This is a genomic window from Streptomyces sp. NPDC041940, from assembly GCF_055589465.1.
The window spans coordinates 375,515-395,060 of the sequence record NZ_JBVJBP010000002.1; the positions used below are offsets into that span (position 1 = coordinate 375,515).

Consider the following 19,546-nt stretch of genomic DNA (forward strand, 5'->3'; position numbering starts at 1 on the left):
CGGGCGTCAGCCGCCGGGGCGGGGCAGGATCGGCTCACGGAGCAGGGCGTCGCGGCGCGCCCGCCGGCTCTCCCAGTGGGGTCTGAGCGCGTCGGCGTCGATCGGCCAGGGGTGAGGCGCGCTGCGCAGGGCGTTCGCGGCCGAGTGGAAGACCTTGCGGAGTTCGCGTACGTCGGAGGGTTTCCATTCGTCGTGTGCTGCCATCAGGGAACTCCTGTCGGGTTCGACCAGGCCGTGCGGTCCGCCGCCGGCGGCCCGGGCGCTGTGGCTGAACCTCCAGATGTCCCCGGAATCCAGCTCGCGCAGCGCGAGATGGGTGACCGCCGGTGATCCGCCGAAGGCGGCGGTCACATCCCTCGGCGTCTCCGTGGCGCCGTGGCTCACTTCGACGAAAAGTACGATCCTGGGGTGCGCGGGGCTCAGACAGGTGCGCAGAAACGCCGCCCGGAGATGGGCGTCGTTCCACCGGATGTGCGGGATCACGACGAAGAGCAGCGCGTTGTGCTGGACGAGCAGGTCGCTCATCTCGCTGTAGGCCTGGAACGGGTCCTCCTCCGCGATGATCGCCTGCACCCGGGGCTCGGGAAACTCGTGCAGCAGCAGCTTCTTGGCTATCTCGCGGCGTATGCGGGCGTTGATCAGCCGGGTCGGCGCGAACGACCGGCCGTCCGGGTCGACACTGATCCGGCGGCCGTCGTTGTCGAGCCCCGCGGTCGGGGCGAACAGCACGAGCGGGTTCCCGGCCGCGGGCGCCGCCGCCGATATGCGCCGGCGCGCCTCGTGGATGCACCGGTGGATGAGCGATGTCTTGCCCATGCCGGGCTGTCCGCTGACGACCACCACCCGGCCGTGCCCCGAACTGGAGTCGAGGAGTTCGCCGAGGTGGGGCCAGTCCTCCTCGAAGCGGTCCAGTGCGTCACGGGAGTGGTCGACGTCGACCCACTGGTGCATGTGGTCCGGCTGCTTCCAGGGCACCAGGGGGTGGTCGGCGCTGAGCGTGGCGGAACCGTTCGCGCTGTTGTCACGGCCGTCGCCGTTGCCCGCGCCGTTCGATCCGTACGGTTTGCGCACTCCGTAGGGGTTAGCCCAGTCGGAGTTGGTCATCCGTGTTGTCCTCCGGAGCTTGTGGGACGGCCGCTGTGTCGTGATCCGCGCAGCCACCACACGGGTGCGGGGCGCAGCAGATCGCCCACCTCCCGCGTCTGCCGGTCCAGGGTGGTGCGCACGGCGTCCGCCTCGTTCTTTCTGTCGTTCGGTAGCAGGAGTCGCCCGTCCCGGCTGCGCGGCAGTCTGTCCGCCAGGGGCAGGGAGCCGGCCAGCAGCTGGGCCGCCGAGCGGCGTGCGGCCGGGCCGGGTACCAGGGCGAGGAGGCCGCTGAGCGCCTCCCGGGCCCGCGACACCTCGGCGTGGTCCGTCTCGGCCACCTGCTCGTACTCCGCGAGATACAGCCATGCGATCCTCCGGAATTCCAGCACGGCCGCCGAGAGCTGCCGGCCGTGTGTGCGCCGCTCCGCCGAGATCCGTTCCGTCTTCTGCCCGAGTACGGTGAGCACGGCGCCGGTCACCAGCAGCAGAGCCCCGTCGGTGAACCCGCCCAGCCCACCGCCGCCCTGGTCCGTGGACGCCCCCGGCGGGTCTCCCGCTGCGGCCATGACCGCGTCGCAGACCCGTTCGAAGTCGCCCGGGTGCTTGCCGGCCCAGTCGTCGAGCGACATCACGCCGCCCTTGCGGCCGGGCACCCGTACGGCGTCCGCACCGCCGGCCGGACCCGGGGCCCGCCGCACCACACCGAGCCGCACCGCCGCGTCCCCGAGGTCGCCCCGGTGCTCGTCGGCGAGGCAGTACACCAGCCGGACATCGCTCCGGCCCGTGTCGGCGGCGGCCTGTCCGGCGGTCGCGGGGAGGAGCGGCAGCGTGCCGAGCAGCAGGACGGGTTTCCAGCGCGGTCGCCTGCGGGGACGCCTGGCACGGCTCCCTCTCCGCTCACCCATCCGGCCTCCCCGTTCCCCTGGCCGCGACCCGTCCCGGCCGCCGCACGACATTCGGCTAAGCGGAGGACCGCAGTCCGTCGGTCGCCGTCGGTGTCTCGCCCGCCTTGCCGTCCGAGGCCGCCGGACGCCGAGGGAGACGCCGCTGTCCGCCCTCGGGTTGCCGGTCCTTCCAGGCCTGGTGGCGGGACCAGCAGCCGAACGCGATCCGCGCCCCGTAGTGCAGCAGGTTGACGGTCACCACGGCCGGGGCGACGATGCCGACCGTCTTCGGGAAGTCGCGTTCGAGGGTGAGGGCGAGCAGCACGGCCGTCAGGCCGTTCTGCTGACCGATCCCCAGCAGGATCCGGTCCCTTCGGGACAGGCCGCGGACGAAGAGGGGCATCAGCAGCGCGGCCACCACCGCCTGCGCGCCGAACGCCGAGGCACCGAGCAGCACCCCCGAGCCGAGCGACACCCCCTGGGCGGCGAACAGGCCCAGCAGAGCCGTCGCGAGCAGGAAGGCGCTGGTGACCGCTCGCCCGAGCGGACGGGCGAACGCCCGCGCGCGGAGGAACAGTCCGGCCACCGCCACCGCGAGCATCAGCATGTTCGCCGCGGCGAGCACGAGCATGGCCACGACCAGCAGGGCGCCGAGCGGTGTCACCGGCCGCCGGGGGCGGTCGAGTTCACCGGGCCCGGCGGACTCCGCGGACTCCTTCCGGGCCCGCCGTGCCGGCCACAGCCTGCCGCCCGCCCACCACAGGGCCAGGGCACCGACCAGGAGCAGCGCGTTGAACGCCAGTCCGAGGGCATAGCCGCGGGCTCCGCCGCCCACCACCGACGGCGCACCCGGGTGTCCCGCGGCCGTGTAGGCGTACCCGGCGACGTACAGCGTCAGCAGGACCGTCATCGGATCGTCGAAGGACGCCCATGCCGTGAGCAGCGACCGGGCGCGCCGCGACATGTGCTTGTCCCTGCCGAGGGCGGTCACCGACAACGGGTCGATCTGTGCGACGACGATGCCGAGGACCAGATACTCCGGGCGGCCGGAGGCCCAGACCATGACGCCCGAGACGATCGCCGCCTTCAGGACGACGCCCAGCGTGACCGCCGCCACCACACCCCGCAGATCACGGCGCAGATCGGCGAGCTCGATGCCGTACGTGCTGCCGTACAGGCCCACGGCCAGCAGCAGTCCGGTGCCGAACACGTACCCGGTGGTGCCGACCAGGCCCGGCGGGTCCGCCGCCAGACCGATCACGATGCCCAGAACCAGAGCGCCCAGCGCCCACAGCAGGACGGCCGGGACCGCCGCCGGCAGGTTCGGCCGCCGGGCACGATCGCGTCGGGACGTCTCCACCTGCTCCCCCCATCCCCCGGTGTTACGCCGCGAGCGTAGTCGGGCCGCCGGCACCTCGTGCGTCTTCCGGTACGGACGTGCAGCCGCGAGAGCAATCAAGCGTAGGCATCAATACTCGGACGGCGTAACGCCATTGCCAGCCGTTCCCTTGCACGATGCCCCATGTCGGCCGCCGATGAACGCTCTTCACCCGTGGGGTGGATCCACAAGGTTGGGACCGGTACGCCCCGCGTCCGTCGACCGTGCGCCCCCGCCCCGGCCCCGTGCACCAGGACATGGCGTGGGGGGGGGGGGGGGGCCCCCCCCCCGGCGCCCCCCCCCCCCCCCCCCGCTCCCCCGGTGCCGGACTGTGGCTCAGGTGTCCGCGCGGCGCGTCGGTGCTGTCACCAGCACATCACCGCCGTCTCGCCGGAACCCCAGGCGGAGTACAGGCGTACGCGGACGTGGTAGCGGCGGCCCTTGACGAGCCGGGCGCTGATCGTGGCGTTCCGTGCGGTCCCCCCGTCGTCCTGCCCGGCGAGATAGCGCGGCTCCCCGTCCCGCTCCTCGAAGACCACGACGACGGCGTCGCTGTCGCCGAAGGTGCCCAGCGTGTAGGTGCGGGTCTCCGGCGGGTCGACGACGAAGTCGGCCTGTTCGCCCGGGCCGAGACCGAGCGGGGCCGAGCGGAACGGCACCAGTTCCGAGGGTCCCGCCGGTTCCGCCGGCGGATACCAGCGGAGCACGAACTCCTTGTCGGCGGCGGACAGGGTGCCGGGCGGGTTGAGACCCGCGCGGTACTGCTCCGGCTCCAGGACAAGACCCGACGAGAACGGGTACTCCATGATCGACTGCGGGTCCCAGACGGAGGCGTTGACCTCGTCCGGGTCGAGCTTGCGCAGAATGTTGTAGTGCGTCCTCTCCCGGCTCCAGTGGTGGGGCGGGCCCGCCAGTTCGGCGTACACCGCCTCGTCGTCCCAGTGGATGCCGGCGAACGGGCTCTGGTGCTCGTGCAGCATGCCGAGCGCGTGCCCGATCTCGTGCAGGGCCGTCCCGCGCTCCCCGGGCGCGGTCAGGTCCCAGCCGAAGTTCATGGTGCGTTCGTGCCGGCCGGCCAGGAGCGCGTCGCGGCCCACGGCCGACCAGGAGCCGTCGCCGAGCTGGAACCCGACGCGCAGTTCGGCCTCGGAGCGGTCGTCGACCTCGGCGAAGGAGATCCCGCCGCCGAGGTCCTGCCACTCCTGGAAGCAGGCGCGCACCACGTCCCGCTGTTCCTCGGCGCCGGCCCACGACACGCGTCGCGTCATCCCCCTCCCCGGCACGGGGATGACGGACGCGTCGGTGTCGCCGTCGAAGAACCAGTAGTGCAGAACGGTGCCGTTGACCCACATCCGCCGCCCGCCCGCGAGCGCGCTCAGCCGCTCGGCCGCCAGCCCCGGTGCGAAGGCGGGCGCCGGCGCCTGAGCCAGCGAGCAGTAGCGTGCGGTCATGGCCACAGCCTGCCCCGCGGGCCGTCCCGGGCGCCTGAGTCGGAGGCTACTCAAGTCGCCCTGTATCAGAAGTGAGTAGCCGCGCTCATGTCTGTGTGACGACTTACGAGCGGGACGTGACACCCCTGGAGCTGCCCTGGCCGTTCGCCGGGCGGGAGGACGAACTGGAGCTGGTCCGCAGGGCCCTGACCGGCGGACGCCGCGGCATCGTGGTGACGGGCCCGGCGGGCTGCGGCAAGACCCGCCTCGTCACCGAGGCGGTCCGCGGCACCGACTGCGCCCGGGCGGCCGGTACGCCCGAGAGCCGCGCCCTTCCCTTCGCCGCGTTCGCCCATCTGCTGCCCGAGACGGTCACCCTGCACCGCGCGGTCCAGCTCCTGGCCGGCGTACGGACATTGGTCGTGGACGACGCGCACCTCCTCGACGACGCCTCCGCCGCCCTCGTCCACCAACTCGCCGTGCAGGGCCGCACCCGTCTGCTGGTCGTCGCCACGGACGGTGCCCCGGTGCCCGGCGCGATCTCCCGGCTGTGGACCGGGGAGCTGTTGCCGCGTCTCACCTTGGAGCCGCCGGCCGAGGAGGAGATCGCACAGCTCCTCACGGCCGGCGCCGGCCCGCTCGACCCCCTCACCGCCGGCCGGCTGCGCCGCCTGAGCCAGGGCGATCTGCGGCTGCTGCGCGACCTGCTGGGCGCCGTGCGCGGGCGGCTCACCCACGTCCCGGGCACCGAGGAGCGCACATGGCGGGGCCCGGTGCCGCTGACCACGGCCGTGCGGGAGCGCACCGCCCCCGTCCTCGACCGCGCGTGCCCTCGCGAACGCGAGACCCTGGACCGCCTGGCCTTCGCCGAACCCCTGCCGCTGCGTCTGGACGACGCGGACATCGGGGCCCTGGAAGTCCTGGAGTCCGACGGCCTGATCCACGTCGACGACGCGGGCGCCGTCCGCCTCGCACACCCCCTGCACGGCCCGGTGCTCAGGGCAGCCGCCGGCCGGCTGCGGGCGCGCCGGCTGGCCCGGACACCGGACGTGTACGCCGCCGCCCTCGACGCCGAGTCGGCCGCACTGGCGCACGGGATCGAGCGAGCGGACGTACGGGCCGTGCCCACGCCGGTGGGGGAGTGGCTGGTCGCCGAGGGCGGCACGCTGCCGAGCGGGTACGCCGCCGTACGCGCCCGGTTCGCCCGGCTGCGCGGGGAGTTTCGGGAAGCGGAGGCCTGGGCGCGGGAGGGTCTGCGGGGCGATCCGGAGGACGCGTCGTGCCGGGACGAACTCGCCCGGGCCTCCGCGACCGTGGACAGCCGGGGTGACCTCGACACCGTCCTCGCGGATCTCGCCGACCCTTACGACGCCGTGCGCCTCGGCGCCCCCGAGAAGGTCATCGACCGGCTCACCGGCGTGTTCGCCCGGCACGCCGACGCGCTCACCCGCGCCGACGGCCCGGCCCTGGACGAGGTGGCCGAGGAACTGGAGCGGCGCGGCTTCACGCTGTTCGCCGCCGAGGCGCACGCCCAGGCCGTCGGCGCTCACCGCGATCCGCGTGCCGCCCGGCACTCCCGCACCCGGGCCGTGGCCCTGGCCCGGCGCTGCCAGGGCGCCCGCACACCGGCGCTGTCCGGGCTTGTCCTCGGCGAACTCACGGCCCGGCAGCGGCAGATCGTCACCCTCGCGGCGGCGGGCCTGAGCAACCGGCAGATCGCCGAACGCCTCACCCTGTCGATCCGCACCGTCGGCAACCACCTGTACAGCGCCTACGCCCGGCTCGGCGCGAACGACCGCGGCGCCCTGCCGTGGCTCACCGAAGTGCCGGAGGCCCAGCCGGCCTGAGCCGCACCCGGAGACCGGCGGCCTGACCCGCACAGGGGACGGGTCAGGCCGCCTTCCAGCCCGCCCGCGAGCCCGCCCCTCAGGCCGCCCCGAACGCCGAGAACGCCCACCCCGTGGCCTGGTGCAGCGCGTCGCCCGGCAGCGCCGACCGGGCGTCGCGCAGCGCCTCCGCCAGGGACAGGCCGGCGTCGAGGCCCTTGTGCAGTGCCAGCATCAGCGGCACCACCGCGGCGTCGTTGACGGGCGCGCTGCACGCCACCACCCCGGCCGTGCCCAGCGGCAGCAACGCGGTGACCAGGCCGAGCAGTTCGTCGGCGCCGACGGACGCGAGGCGGGCAGTGTCGCAGCAGGACAGGATGATCCGGTACGGGCTGCGGTCCAGCCGCTCGAAGTCGTGCACCACGATCGGCCCGTCGGCCATCCGCAGGGACGAGAACAGCGGGCTGTCCGCGCGGAACGTGCCGTGCGCGGCGATATGGGCCAGCGCGGCCCCGTCCAGCTCCTCCAGCACCCGCGGCACGCGCGCCTCGCCGTCCTCCAGGACCGTCGCGCAGCCGTACCGCCCGGCCAGTTCGGGCACCTCGGCGCCGCCGGTCGCCAGGCCCGGGCCGCGCACCAGCACATGGCAGCCGTCCGGCGGCGGCGCGGTCTCCCTGGCCCGCAGCCAACTGCCCGCCGACGGCGACACGCTGAGCACCCGCTCCCGCAGCGACGGCAGCAGCGCCCACGGCACCCGGTGCAGCCGCCCCGGCGGCACGACCACCACCGGGCCGCCGCCCAGCTGTGCCGCCGCCGGGCCGAGCAGCAGCTCCTCCAGCCGGCGCCCCGCCGCCTCCACCACCGGAAGACGCGCCTCGGCCCCGGGATGGGCCAGCCGCCGCAGCCCGGCCTGTACGTGCTCGGCCTCCGTCTCCGCCTCGGACAGCAGCCCGGCCTCGAACCTGCGCACCCGCCCCTGCCCGCACAGCAGCACCTGCACCCGCCCGTCGAGCACGGCGAGCTCCACCAGCCGTACCTCGTCGCCCAGCCGCTCCAGCAGCCTGCCGACATCGAAGCGGTCCCCGCCCCCGGGCGCCTCGCCCCGCATGTGCAGGGTCCGGGACCGGATCTCCCGCTCCAGGCGCCGCTGTTCACGCTCCAGCGCCACCACCGGCCGCCCCTCCATCCGGGCGGCCTCCGCACGGGAGGCGATCTCGCGGAACGCGGTCATACCGCTGAGCAGTTCCGGATCGGCGGGCGGCCGGGTCGGCGGCGTGGACAGCACGGTGGCCCGCCAGCGCTCGCTCCACACCAGCAGCCGCCGGGGCCCGCCCGAGACCAGACTGGCCCGCTGGGCGAGCGCGGCCAGCTCCGCGCCCTGCTCGGTGGCGCGCGCCCTCAGCTCCGAGGCGCCCAGCGTCATCCGGTGGTCGTCCAGCACGTCCAGACCCCGCCGGCAGGCCTCCAGCACCCCCCGGGCCGACCCGGCGGACCGTGCCCGCAGCGCCTGCGCCGCCCAGCCCGTCATCCGCGCCAGCGGCGGACCGACGCGCCTGCTGCGGGCGGCGACGGCCAGATGCCGCTCCGCGTCCGCCGTCCAGCCCAGGCCCAGCGCCATCCGCCCCGCGAGCAGCGAGGCCTCCGGCGCGGCCGGCGCGCCGAACGAGGCCAGCTTCTCCGCCACCGCGGCGGCGTCGGCGACCAGCCGGCCCGAACCGCGCCCCGCCGCGTGCCGTGCCTCGATCAGCACCAGCCGGGCGTGCGTCTCCCACCAGGTGCGCCGCTGCCCGGCGAAGAGCCGTACCGCGAGTGCGGCACGGGCGATCGCGGTGTGCGGATCCCCGGCCAGCCGGGCGGCCCGCGCGGCGGCCAGCAGCAGCTCCGCCTTGCGCGTGGACTGCCCGCCGATCCCGTCGAGCCGCCTGATCGCCGCGTCCGCCTCGGCCAGCGCCTCGGGCGCCAGCCCGGCCGCCATCAGCACCTCGCAGCGCCGGATGTTCAGCATGAACGTCGGCGTGCCGAGCCGGGCGTACCGCTCCTCCGCCTCATCCAGCAGCCGCAGCGCCACCGGCACGTCACCGGACCGGAACGCGGCGAGCCCACGGCTCTCCACCGCGTCGGCCTTGTCGTGCTCCTGGCCGGTCGTGTCCCACAGCGCCTCGGCCGCGGTGAAGTCCGCCTCGGCCCGCTCCACCGACCCCAGCGCCAGATGCACGGTCGCCCGCAGGGTCAGCGCCCGCGCCGTCCAGATCACGTCCTCCGCCTGCCGCAGCACGGGAACCGCCCGGCGTACGTCCTCCAGCGCCTCGCGATGCCGGCCGAGCACCCACCACACGTACGCCCGCCGGTACAGCACCCGCGCCCGCGTGTGCCCACCGCCCCGCGCGACCCCCCGCTCGAACGCCGCCAAGCCCTCCCGGGTACGCCCGGCGTGCACCAGCGCCACGCCCAGCGTGGCCAGCACATCCGCCTCCCGGTCGGCCGAGTCCGCGCGCGCCGCGAAGTCCCGGGCCCGCCGCAGATGGTTCAGCGCGAGCCGCAGATCGCCGAAGTCCCGCTGCCAGATACCGATCACCTGATGGGCGACGGAGGCGTGCACCGGGTCGGGATCGGCGTCGAGCAGCGCACGAGCCCTCGCGAGAGCCTCGCCCGGATCGGCGAACACCATCGGCAGCAGTGCCGCCACCGAGTCGCTTCCCGCTGTCACTCCTCGGATGGTAGTGGCCCCCGACCACACCCCACAGGTTCGGCGCTGTATCAAATGACGGTCCGGTGGCTCATGTCGAGGAGGATCGGCGCGTACCGACGACCGCTCCGCCGCACCGACCGACGCCGTCGCCCAGTGGGAGGACCCGCCATGGCACCTCAGCGATTCCACGAGCAGTTCGACCAGATCCAGCGCTCGATGCCGGACGTCCCCCTCGCGATGGGACCCGACGACTCGGCCGAGTTCATGTACGAGAAGGGCGTCGTCCTCGTCCGTGACGGTGAGGAGGCCGGCATCGTCGAGGACGCCGTACGGGCGCACTTCACGGCCGCACCCGACCTCGACCAGGACCAGATCCACCGGGCGGGCCCGCGGACCAACCGCAGCGGCATCACCCGGATCCGCGTCGGCGACCCCGGTGAGGGCGGCCGGGAAGCGGACCGCGCCGTCGCCCAGGCGCTGCGCTCCGTGCGCGAACGGGAGGACCGGGCCGGGCACCGGATGGCCGCCCGCAACCACGTCGTGCACATCGCCGTCAACGCCTGCCCCGGCGACGAACCGGTCCCCGTCGCGCTCAGCGAGCCACTCAACCCGGCGCCCGCCGACACGGCGTACGACCCGGACACCGCCGTCGGCCTCCTCGTCGTCGACACCGGGCTGATGAAGGACTACCGCTCCTGCGGCCTGCTCTCCCACACCGGCGGCGACGCCCAGATCCAGGAGTGCGACGACCAGGGCGTCCTCCAGCAGTACGTCGGACACGGCACGTTCATCGCCGGGCTCGTCGCCGCCGTCGCGCCCAACACCGACATCACCGTGCGCGGCAGCCTCAACGACGCGGGCGCCGTCCTGGAGTCCGAGTTCGGCGAGAAGCTCTTCGAAGCGGTCGACGCGGGCGGCTGGCCCGACGTCCTCAGCCTCTCCGCCGGAACCTCCAACGGCCGCACCGACGGCCTGCTCGGCGTGGAGAACTTCATGCGGGAACTGCGCGAGCAGCGCACCCTGCTGGTCGCCGCGGCGGGCAACAACGGCAGCGCCTCCCCCTTCTGGCCCGCCGCCTACGCCGACCTGCCCGGCTGGGAGGACTCCGTCCTGTCCGTCGGCGCCCTGCGCAGCGACGGCGAGTTCGGCGCCTGCTTCACCAACCACGGCCCCTGGGTGCGGGTCTACGCCCCCGGCGAGCGCCTCACCAGCGCCCTCACCGGCTTCGAGACACCCGTCCCGTACGTGTACCAGCACTCCACGTACGACGCCTGCCGCTACGGCTTCCGCTATGGGTGCACCTGCCGGCACCCCCGCCACACCGGGGTGCTGAGCGACGAGAACGCCGCCGCGAAGCCGGACCAGGTGATGTTCGAGGGGTACGCGCAGTGGAGCGGCACCTCCTTCGCCACCCCCGTGACCGCGGGCATGGTCGCCGCCCATATGACGGAGCACAAGGAGACCGACCCGCGCGCGGCCCGGCAGCAGCTGCTCGCCGCCAACTCCGGGCTCGCCGAAGTGCGCGGGGCGCACGTTCCCGCGCTGCGTCCGCCCACCTGGCGCCCGGTCCCGGTCGTGCGCCTGGTCCCCGGCTCGTGAGGGCCGAAGCCGCCCCCTCCACGGCGTACCATGACCTGCCGTACTCGAGGGGTGGGGCTGCCGTGGACCGTACTGATGCCGGCGCGCTCGTCCAGGCCGCCGCCGACGGCGACGCGGCGGCCTGGAAAGCGCTCGTGGAGGGGCTGAGCCCGCTGGTGTGGTCCGTGGTGCGGGCCCACCGGCTCTCCGACGCGGACGCCCATGAGGTGTACCAGACCGCGTGGTTCCGCTTCGCCCAGCACCTCGGGCGGATCCGTGAACCCGGCAAGGCGGGCGCGTGGCTGGCGAGCACGGCGCGCAACGAGTGCCTGAAGGTCATCCGGAGTTCGCAGCGGCTGACCCTGACGGACGATCCGCGGCTCCTGGACCGGGTCAGCGAGGAGGGCACGCCGGAACAGTCGCTGCTCGACTCCGAGGAGGCCGCCGCCCAGAGCGAACGCGTACGGCGGCTGTGGCAGGAGTTCGAGGAACTGGGCGAGCGGTGCAGGCAGTTGCTGCGCGTGCTGATGGCCACGCCGCCGCCCAGCTATCAGGACGTCTCCGCCGCGCTCGGCATCGCGGTGGGCAGCATCGGGCCGCTGCGCCAGCGCTGTCTGCGGCGTCTGCGGGCCCGGCTCGAGGCACGGGGGGCGATATGAGCGACATGAACGACGACGACCTGATCGGCGAAGAGGACTGGACGGACGAGGAGTTCGACGCCGGGCTGCTGGAGGAGGAGTTGCGGCAGGCCGCCGCCGTCCTGGACCCGGTGCCGGCGGAGCTCCAGCAGCTCGCCGTCGACGCCTACGCGCTGCACGACCTCGACGCCCGGGTCGCCGAGCTGACCTTCGACTCGCTGGTCGACGCCCTCCCGGTCCGGGGCGTCACCGACGCGCCCCGGATGCTGACCTTCCGGGCGGGCGAGGTGACCGTCGACGTCGAGGTGACCCCACACGGACTCCTCGGACAGGTGCTGCCACCGCAACCGGCCCGCATCGAGGTCCTGGGCGGCCCCCGCCCCGGCTCCCCGCTCACGGCCGACGACCTGGGCCGCTTCACCGGCGACACACCACTCTCCGGCCCGTTCGCGCTCCGGCTGCGGACCGGCGGGGACGTCGTGGTGACGGAGTGGCTGCGGGCCTAGCCACTCCGTTGCGGACGTGCCTGGGCGTGATCGCCGGGGCGTGCTTGGGGAACGGCGCTGGGGGGCCCGGCTGCGCCGGATATCCGGTCGAGCGGCGCCGAGCCGCGAGCTGTGGCCGCGGCCCGACCGGAGCGTGATGGTGGCGGGCGGCCGATCGCCTCAGAAGCCGAGCCGGGACCGGGGGTTCAGGTCACCGGCCGCCGGGCGTGCCGGCCACTGGAGGGCCGCACTGCAGGGTGCCTCGAGGCGCCGGTGGTCGGCGTGCCCGGTCACCACGTGCAGGGCAGGGTCCGCGGCCCCCGGATCATCGTTCTGCGCCGCCACTCGACCTGGTCGGCGGGGACCGCGAGTCGCAGGTCCGGGAGCCGGTTCAGCAGGGTGTCGAGCAGGAGTTCCGTCTGGAGGCGGGCCAGGACGGCGCCGGTGCAGTGGTGCGGGCCGTTGCCGAGGGCCAGGTGCGGGTTCGGGGCGCGGCCGGGGTCGATCCGGTCCGGCTCGGGGAAGACGTCCGGGTCGCGGTTGGCCGCGAGGTAGGAGACGTAGACCGGGTCGCCCGCGTGGATGCGGTGTCCACGCAGGTCGACGTCCTCCAGGGCGATCCGCGCCAGGCCCACGGAGCTGCGGTGGGGGATGAAGCGCAGCAGCTCGTCCAGCAGGGCGTCGCGGGCCTCGGGCCGCTCGTGCCACCACCGCCGCAACTCGGGCCGGGTGAGCAGGAGATACAGCATCTGCCCGCAGTTGTGGGTGACGGCCTCGCCGCCGATCTGGAGTGGACCGGCGAGGCCGATCGCCTCCGTCTCGCCGATGTCGCCACGCGCCACGGCGGCGCCCAGCAGGGAGTACACGTCCTCGCCGGCGCTGTCCGCCCGGGAGCGGATCGTCTCCGTGATCCATCCGTACAGACCGCTCTTGGCCCGGTCGGCGGCCTCGGCCCCGCCCGAGGTGGAGATGATCTGCCGGGTCCAGGTGTGCACCCGTTCCCGGTCGGCGGCGGGCACGCCCATCACCTCGCTGACCAGGGCGATCGGGAACGGTTCGAGCACCCGCTCGATCAGCTCGGCCGGCGGCCCGTCCCGTACGACTCCGTCCACCAGTTCGTCGAGCAGCTCCTGCGCGCGCGGCCGCAGCCGCTTCATCGCGCTGACGGTGAAGGCCCCGGCGACCGCCTTGCGCAGCCGGTTGTGGTCGGGCTGGTCGGCGAAGGCGAGCGAACCGGGCCGCGGCTTGAAGTGCGGTGCCATCCGCGTCACCTGACGTCCGGTCACCTCCGCACGGCTGAACCGAGGATCGTTGGTGATCAGCTTCACGTCGTCGTGGCGGGTGGCCAGCCATGCCCATCCCTCGCCGAACGGCAGCCGGATCCGGGCCAGCGGCCCCTCGCGCATCAGCTCCGCGAGGACCGGGTCGAAGTCCGTCCCGTCCAGGTCGAGGGCGGGCCAGTCCCGTACCGGGGGCGGCTCCTGGCCGGTCAGCGTGGTGGTCTCCTCCGTCATGCACCCACCCTCGCCGGGCCCCGGACGCTTGTCGCGCGGGAGTGCTCCAGCCGGTGACCTCCGGCGTTCAGCGGGACACGGCGTCGACGAGAGTGGCCAGCGCGTGTGCAAGCCGCTCCAGCCCAGCCCCGGCGGGACCGCCCGGCTCGGTCATGTAGGTGTCGCGGCGGATCTCCACCATGAGCGCGCCTACCTCGGGCCGCTTCCCGTAGAACTCCAGGGGGACGTAGGCCCCGCTGAACGGGCTGTCGAGCCCTGTCTCCCCGAACGCCTCCCGGGCGGCGTCCAGCAGGCCGGGAGGGGTGTGGAACGGGTCGGTGCCGAGGCAGACCGCCGGCCGAGGGCCGTCCCCGTGCAGTTCGTACGGCAGCCTCCGGCTCGGGTAGGAGTGCACGTCGATGATCACGGCCCGCCCGGTCGCCGCCAGCCGGTCCGCCACGGCCTGTGTCATCGCCCGCGCGTACGGCCGGAAGTACCGCTCGACGAGCGGCTCGGGATCGAAGCCCTCGGGCCGCAGCACACCGCCGTGCGTCGTTCGCGTGTACACCGCCCCCATACCGACGGCCCGCATCTCCTCCCGCTCGTCCGGAAACCGCTCCGGGTCGACGACCAGCCGCGACAGCCGGTTGACGAACCGCCAGGGCATCACCCCCGCGAGCCCGGCCGCCACCTCGGCGATCTCCGCCGTGTGCGCGTCGGTGATGTGGTCCAGCTCCCGCTCCAGCTCCTCGTCACCGAGCACGATGCCCGTGCGCACGTCATCGGGTATCTCCCGTGCGGAGTGCGGCACATGCAGGATCACGGGGGAGTCGCCGGCGCCGGCCGGCAGCTCGAAGGAGTGCGGGGCATCGGTCATCGGGCGGCTCCAGGGGCGTTGTCGGGGGCGTGCGGCGGATCGTCCCGCCCACGCAGAACTCCGCCCCGGCCGGACGGTGCCGGTCGGGGCGGAGTCAGTGGACCTCTGCGGGCCCGGGCGTCAGGCCAGGGACGCCAGGGTCTCGTTCCACGTGGTGGACGGGCGCATGGCCTCGGCCGCCTTCGCCGGGTCGGGCTGGTAGTAGCCGCCGATCTCGACCGGCTTGCCCTGGGCGGCGATCAGCTCGTCGACGATCTTCTGCTCGTCGGCCGCGAGCGTCTCGGCGAGCGGGGCGAAGGCCTTCGCCAGGTCCGCGTCGTCGGTCTGCTTGGCCAGCTCCTGCGCCCAGTACAGGGACAGGAAGAAGTGGCTGCCGCGGTTGTCGATGCCGCCGACGCGCCGGGTCGGGGACTTGTCCTCGTTGAGGAAGGTCGCCGTGGCGCGGTCGAGCGTGTCGGCCAGGACCTGGGCGCGGGCGTTGCCCGTGACCTTCGCCAGCTGCTCCAGGGACGGCACCAGGGCGAAGAACTCACCCAGGCTGTCCCAGCGCAGGTAGTTCTCCCGGACCAGCTGCTGGACGTGCTTCGGGGCGGAGCCGCCGGCGCCCGTCTCGAAGAGGCCGCCGCCCGCCATCAGCGGGACGACCGACAGCATCTTGGCGCTGGTGCCCAGCTCCAGGATCGGGAACAGGTCGGTGAGGTAGTCACGCAGGACGTTGCCCGTCACCGAGATGGTGTTCTCGCCGCGGCGGATGCGCTCCACCGACAGCTTCGTGGCCTCGACCGGGTTGAGGATCCGGATGTCCAGGCCCTCGGTGTCGTGCTCCGCGAGGTACGCGTCGACCTTGGCGATCAGGTTGGCGTCGTGCGCACGGGTCTCGTCCAGCCAGAACACCGCCGGGTCACCGGTGGCGCGGGCGCGCGTGACGGCCAGCTTCACCCAGTCCTTGATCGGCGCGTCCTTGGTCTGGCAGGCGCGGAAGATGTCACCGGCCGAGACCGTCTGCTCGATCACCGCGGTGCCGTTCTGGTCGACCAGCCGGACCGTGCCCGTGGTGGGGATCTCGAAGGTCTTGTCGTGGCTGCCGTACTCCTCGGCCTTCTGCGCCATCAGACCGACGTTGGGCACGGTGCCCATGACGGACGGGTCGAAGGCGCCGTTGGCCCGGCAGTCCTCGATCACGGCCTGGTAGACACCCGCGTAGGAGGAGTCCGGGATGACCGCGAGGGCGTCGTGCTCCCCGCCGTCCGGGCCCCACATGTGGCCCGAGGTGCGGATCATCGCCGGCATGGACGCGTCGATGATGACGTCCGACGGCACGTGCAGGTTCGAGATGCCCTTGTCGGAGTCGACCATCGCCAGCTCCGGGCCCTCGGCGAGCTCGGCGTCGAAGGAAGCCTTGATCTCGGCACCCTCGGGCAGGCCCTCCAGGCCCTTGTAGATGCCGCCCAGACCGTCGTTCGGGGTCAGGCCGGCCGCGGCGAGCTTGTCGCCGTACTGCGCGAAGGTCTTCGGGAAGAAGGCGCGCACCACGTGGCCGAAGACGATCGGGTCGGAGACCTTCATCATCGTCGCCTTCAGGTGCACCGAGAACAGCACGCCCTGGGCCTTGGCCTCGGCGACCTGCGCGGTCAGGAACTCACGCAGCGCGGCGACCCGCATCACGGAGGCGTCGACGACCTCACCGGCGAAGACGGGTACGGACTCGCGCAGCACCGTGGTGGAGCCGTCGTCGCCGACGAGCTCGATGCGCAGCGCGCCGTCCTCGGAGATCACCACGGACTTCTCGGTGGAGCGGAAGTCGTTCTGGCCCATGGTCGCCACGTTCGTCTTGGACTCGGAGGTCCAGGCGCCCATGCGGTGCGGGTGCGACTTGGCGTAGTTCTTCACCGAGGCGGGGGCGCGCCGGTCGGAGTTGCCCTCACGCAGGACCGGGTTCACGGCGGAGCCCTTGACCTTGTCGTAGCGGGCGCCGATCTCGCGCTCCTCGTCGGTCTTCGGGTCGTCCGGGTAGTCCGGCAGCGCGTAGCCCTGGCCCTGCAGCTCGGCGATCGCGGCCTTGAGCTGCGGGATGGACGCCGAGATGTTCGGCAGCTTGATGATGTTGGCGGCGGGCGTCTTGGCCAGCTCGCCGAGCTCCGCGAGGGCGTCCGGGATGCGCTGGTCCTCGGTCAGGTACTCCGGGAACACGGCGATGATGCGCCCGGCCAGCGAGATGTCGCGGGTCTCCACGGCGACACCCGCCTGCGCGGCGTACGCCCGGACCACCGGCAGGAAGGAATACGTCGCCAGTGCGGGGGCCTCGTCAGTGTGCGTATAGATGATGGTCGAGTCAGTCACCGGGTGCTCCGCTCCACGTCTGCAACATTGCTCGACATCAAGATATCTCGTGAGCGATCGATCATCGACAGGGGTCCGCCGCCAGTTTGGCGCAACCGATCGGCCCGTTCCTTTGTCATGGAGAGAGATCACTCACTCCAAGCCACGGCCGGACCTGACCACCCGGCCGCCCGAGCGAAAGCGGACCATGAGATATCGCACCAGAGTGACGGCCCCCGCGGCCGCCCTGATCGGCACGGCGGCGGCTCTGACCACGGTGGTCCCGGCCCAGGCGGCCGCCAGGACCGAGGCCGACCCCGGTCCCGAGACCCTCGGCGACCCTGTCTACCCCGACCTCGGCAACGACGGCTACCGCGTCTCGGCCTACCACCTCGACTTCGCGTACGACGCCACGACCCGGCTCGTCGAGGCCACCGCGACCCTGACGATCCGCACCACCCAGCCCCTGAGCCGCCTCTCCCTCGACGCGCTCGGCCTGGACATACGCTCCGTCCGCGTCGGCGGCCGCACCGCCGGCTTCGAGCAGGTGGCCGAAAAGCTGCGGATCACCCCCGCGCGTACGCTCCCGGCGAAAGCCCGGGTCACCGTGTGCGTGGACTACTCCGCCGACCCGGGCCGGGTCCTGCCGCACACCGGCTGGGTCGCCACCCCGGACGGTTTCGCGGTGTGCTGCCAGCCCAACTCCGCGCACACCGTCTTCCCCTGCAACGACCACCCCTCCGACAAGGCCGATTTCACCTTCCGCCTGACCGTGCCCGGGGCACTGCGGGGCGTCGCGAGCGGCCGGCTCGTGCGCACCGAGCAGCTGACCGGCGACCGGACGGCGTACACGTACCGCTCCCGCTCGCCGATCGCCACCGAGGTGGTGCAGATCACCGTCGGCGACTATGTGATCAAGGACCGGCAGGGCCCGCACGGCCTGCCTCTGCGGGACGTCGTCCCCACCGCCCGCGCCGCCGCCCTGGAACCCGCCCTGGCGCTCACCCCGGCCCTGGTGGAATGGGTCGAGCAGCGGCTCGGCGCGTACCCCTTCGAGACGTACGGCCTGCTCCCGTGCAACTCGGACGACCCCCAGGCCTTCGACTTCACCGGCCTGGAGACGCAGACCCTCACGCTCTACAAGCCGAACTACCTCCTCCAGGAGGAGAGCAAGATCGGCTCGCACATGATGCACGAGCTGGTCCACTCCTACTTCGGCAACAGCGTCAGCCCCGCCACCTGGGCCGACCTGTGGCTGAACGAGGGACACGCCGACTTCTACGGGCTGCTGTACCGCTACGAGCGCGGCTGGCCGGACTCCAAGGGCCTGACCACCATGGAAGCCCGGATGAAGGACACGTACGCCCTCGGTGACCAGTGGCGCCACACCTCCGGGCCGGTCGCCGCCCCCAACGCGGCCAACCTCTTCGACAGCCAGCGCTACGTCGGCGGCGTCCTCGTCCTGTACGCGCTGCGGCAGCAGATCGGCGAGGCGGCCTTCAGCGCCGTCGAGTGCGCGTTCCTGGAGCGGTACCGCGACTCCAGCGCTTCCACGGAGGACTACATCGCGGTCGCCTCCGAGGTCTCCGGACAGGACCTCACGGGCTTCCTGCGGGACTGGCTGTACGGGACGAAGACACCCAGGATGCCGGGCCACCCGGACTGGACCGTGACGCCGGTGAAGCCGTCCCTCGCGGCTCCGCGGAACCGGAGGGACAGCGGGCATCACGACAACTCGGCGACCCTGTAGGACCTAGTCGAGCCGGGCGGACGTCATGTCGCCCGGCTCGAACGCGCCGGTCCGCTGCTGCGGGATGACGGTCGCGCCCTGCTGGAGCGCCACCGTGCGGGCCGGGGCGGGGATGCGGATGCCCTCCGCGCGGTAGCGCTTGTGCAGGCGCTTGATGAACTCGTGCTTGATCCGGTACTGGTCGCTGAACTCGCCGACGCCCAGGATGACGGTGAAGCCGATGCGGGAGTCGCCGAAGGTGTGGAACCGGATGATGGGCTCGTGGTCCGGCACGGCGCCGTCGACCTCGGTCATCGTCTCGGCGATGACCTCGTTGGTCACGCGCTCCACGTGCTCCAGATCGCTGTCGTAGGCCACCCCGACCTGCACCAGGATGGTCAGCTGCTCCTCGGGGCGCATGAAGTTGGTCATGTTCGCCTGTGCGAGCTGGCCGTTGGGGAGCACGATGAGGTTGTTGGACAGGTTGCGGATCGTCGTCTGCCGCCAGTTGATGTCCTCGACGTAGCCCTCCTCGCCGCTGCTGAGCTTGATGTAGTCACCCGGCTGGACGGTCTTGGAGGCGAGGATGTGGATGCCCGCGAAGAGGTTGGCGAGCGTGTCCTGAAGCGCCAGCGCGACCGCCAGACCGCCGACGCCCAGGGCCGTGAGCATCGGGGCTATGGAGATGCCCAGCGTCTGGAGCACCACCAGGAAGCCGATCGCGAGGACCAGGATCCGGGTGATGTTGACGAAGATCGTGGCCGATCCCGCGACACCGGAACGGGACTGGGTGAGGGTGCGCACCAGGCCGGCCACCACCCGGGCCGCCGACACCGTCGCGACGAAGATGAGCAGCACGGTCAGCACCTGGTTGGTGTGGTGCTGCACCGTCCGGGTCAGCGGCAGCACCGCCGCCGCGCCCGCCACGCCGCCCACGACCGCGGCCCACGGCACCACGGCCCGCAGCGCGTGCACGATGACGTCGTCCCCGCTCCAGCGGGTGCGGTCGGCGTGCCCGCCCAGCCAGCGCAGCAGGATGCGCAGCGCGAACGCCGCCAGCAGGCCCGAGGCCAGGGCGATGCCCGCGAAGACCAGGTCGTCCACCGTGAGCGCCCGGTTCACCGGTCACCTCCG

At 73.1% G+C, this 19,546-nt stretch carries 14 protein-coding genes; 5 read left to right on the plus strand and 9 right to left on the minus strand.

Annotation, left to right across the window (positions count from 1 at the left end; translation table 11 throughout):
- Positions 1-6: 6 nt before the first annotated feature.
- The 4 genes from ACZ6I3_RS06385 to absR1 form a co-directional block, all read right to left on the minus strand.
- Positions 7-1,104, minus strand: a complete 1,098-nt coding sequence (locus tag ACZ6I3_RS06385; RefSeq protein ID WP_469412211.1) for an ATP-binding protein — start codon at positions 1,102-1,104, stop codon at positions 7-9.
- Complete coding sequence (locus ACZ6I3_RS06390; protein WP_469412213.1) at positions 1,101-1,991, minus strand: hypothetical protein; 891 nt, start codon at positions 1,989-1,991, stop codon at positions 1,101-1,103. The genes ACZ6I3_RS06385 and ACZ6I3_RS06390 overlap by 4 nt, the downstream gene beginning before the upstream one ends.
- A gap of 55 nt (positions 1,992-2,046) precedes the next feature.
- Positions 2,047-3,330 carry a cation:proton antiporter gene (locus tag ACZ6I3_RS06395; RefSeq protein ID WP_469412215.1) on the minus strand — a complete coding sequence of 428 codons (1,284 nt, stop codon included), beginning with the start codon at positions 3,328-3,330 and terminating at the stop codon, positions 2,047-2,049.
- Positions 3,331-3,713: 383 nt separating this feature from the next.
- A complete protein-coding gene (gene absR1 / locus ACZ6I3_RS06400; RefSeq protein WP_469412217.1) occupies positions 3,714-4,799 on the minus strand; it encodes a beta-glucuronidase AbsR1 in 1,086 nt (361 codons plus the stop codon).
- Between the two features lie 95 nt (positions 4,800-4,894).
- Between absR1 and ACZ6I3_RS06405 the strand changes: the two genes are divergently transcribed.
- The gene (locus ACZ6I3_RS06405) at positions 4,895-6,625 is read left to right on the plus strand and encodes a LuxR family transcriptional regulator AbsR2 (protein WP_469412220.1); all 1,731 of its coding nucleotides are present in this window, start codon (positions 4,895-4,897) and stop codon (positions 6,623-6,625) included.
- Between the two features lie 79 nt (positions 6,626-6,704).
- On the opposite strand, the gene ACZ6I3_RS06410 is transcribed toward ACZ6I3_RS06405, so the two are convergent.
- Entirely contained in the window at positions 6,705-9,272 is a 2,568-nt protein-coding gene (locus ACZ6I3_RS06410) for a CHAT domain-containing protein (protein WP_469412484.1), read from the minus strand.
- Between the two features lie 189 nt (positions 9,273-9,461).
- Here ACZ6I3_RS06410 and ACZ6I3_RS06415 point away from each other — a divergent pair, with 189 nt between their 5' ends.
- The 3 genes from ACZ6I3_RS06415 to ACZ6I3_RS06425 all read left to right on the plus strand — a co-directional run bounded on the left by ACZ6I3_RS06415 (position 9,462) and on the right by ACZ6I3_RS06425 (position 12,015).
- On the plus strand, positions 9,462-10,892 hold the full coding sequence (locus ACZ6I3_RS06415) for a S8/S53 family peptidase (RefSeq protein WP_469412221.1): 1,431 nt from the start codon (positions 9,462-9,464) through the stop codon (positions 10,890-10,892).
- A gap of 62 nt (positions 10,893-10,954) precedes the next feature.
- Positions 10,955-11,530, plus strand: coding sequence for an RNA polymerase sigma factor (locus ACZ6I3_RS06420; protein ID WP_184587888.1), 576 nt, complete (start codon positions 10,955-10,957; stop codon positions 11,528-11,530).
- Positions 11,527-12,015 carry a hypothetical protein gene (locus ACZ6I3_RS06425; RefSeq protein WP_469412222.1) on the plus strand — a complete coding sequence of 163 codons (489 nt, stop codon included), beginning with the start codon at positions 11,527-11,529 and terminating at the stop codon, positions 12,013-12,015. Before ACZ6I3_RS06420 ends, ACZ6I3_RS06425 begins: the two co-directional genes overlap by 4 nt.
- Before the next feature lie 269 nt (positions 12,016-12,284).
- On the opposite strand, the gene ACZ6I3_RS06430 is transcribed toward ACZ6I3_RS06425, so the two are convergent.
- The 3 genes from ACZ6I3_RS06430 to ACZ6I3_RS06440 form a co-directional block, all read right to left on the minus strand.
- Complete coding sequence (locus ACZ6I3_RS06430; protein WP_469412224.1) at positions 12,285-13,508, minus strand: cytochrome P450; 1,224 nt, start codon at positions 13,506-13,508, stop codon at positions 12,285-12,287.
- A 67-nt stretch (positions 13,509-13,575) separates the two neighbouring features.
- Positions 13,576-14,364 (minus strand): N-formylglutamate amidohydrolase, encoded by a 789-nt coding sequence (locus ACZ6I3_RS06435; protein ID WP_469412226.1) that lies wholly within the window; start codon positions 14,362-14,364, stop codon positions 13,576-13,578.
- Positions 14,365-14,484: 120 nt separating this feature from the next.
- The gene (locus ACZ6I3_RS06440; RefSeq protein ID WP_469412227.1) at positions 14,485-16,704 is read right to left on the minus strand and encodes an NADP-dependent isocitrate dehydrogenase; all 2,220 of its coding nucleotides are present in this window, start codon (positions 16,702-16,704) and stop codon (positions 14,485-14,487) included.
- Positions 16,705-16,891: 187 nt separating this feature from the next.
- Here ACZ6I3_RS06440 and ACZ6I3_RS06445 point away from each other — a divergent pair, with 187 nt between their 5' ends.
- Entirely contained in the window at positions 16,892-18,433 is a 1,542-nt protein-coding gene (locus tag ACZ6I3_RS06445; protein ID WP_469412228.1) for a M1 family metallopeptidase, read from the plus strand.
- A 3-nt stretch (positions 18,434-18,436) separates the two neighbouring features.
- Here the strand turns inward: ACZ6I3_RS06445 and ACZ6I3_RS06450 are convergent, their stop codons facing one another.
- Complete coding sequence (locus tag ACZ6I3_RS06450; RefSeq protein WP_469412231.1) at positions 18,437-19,534, minus strand: mechanosensitive ion channel family protein; 1,098 nt, start codon at positions 19,532-19,534, stop codon at positions 18,437-18,439.
- Positions 19,535-19,546: the final 12 nt, after the last annotated feature.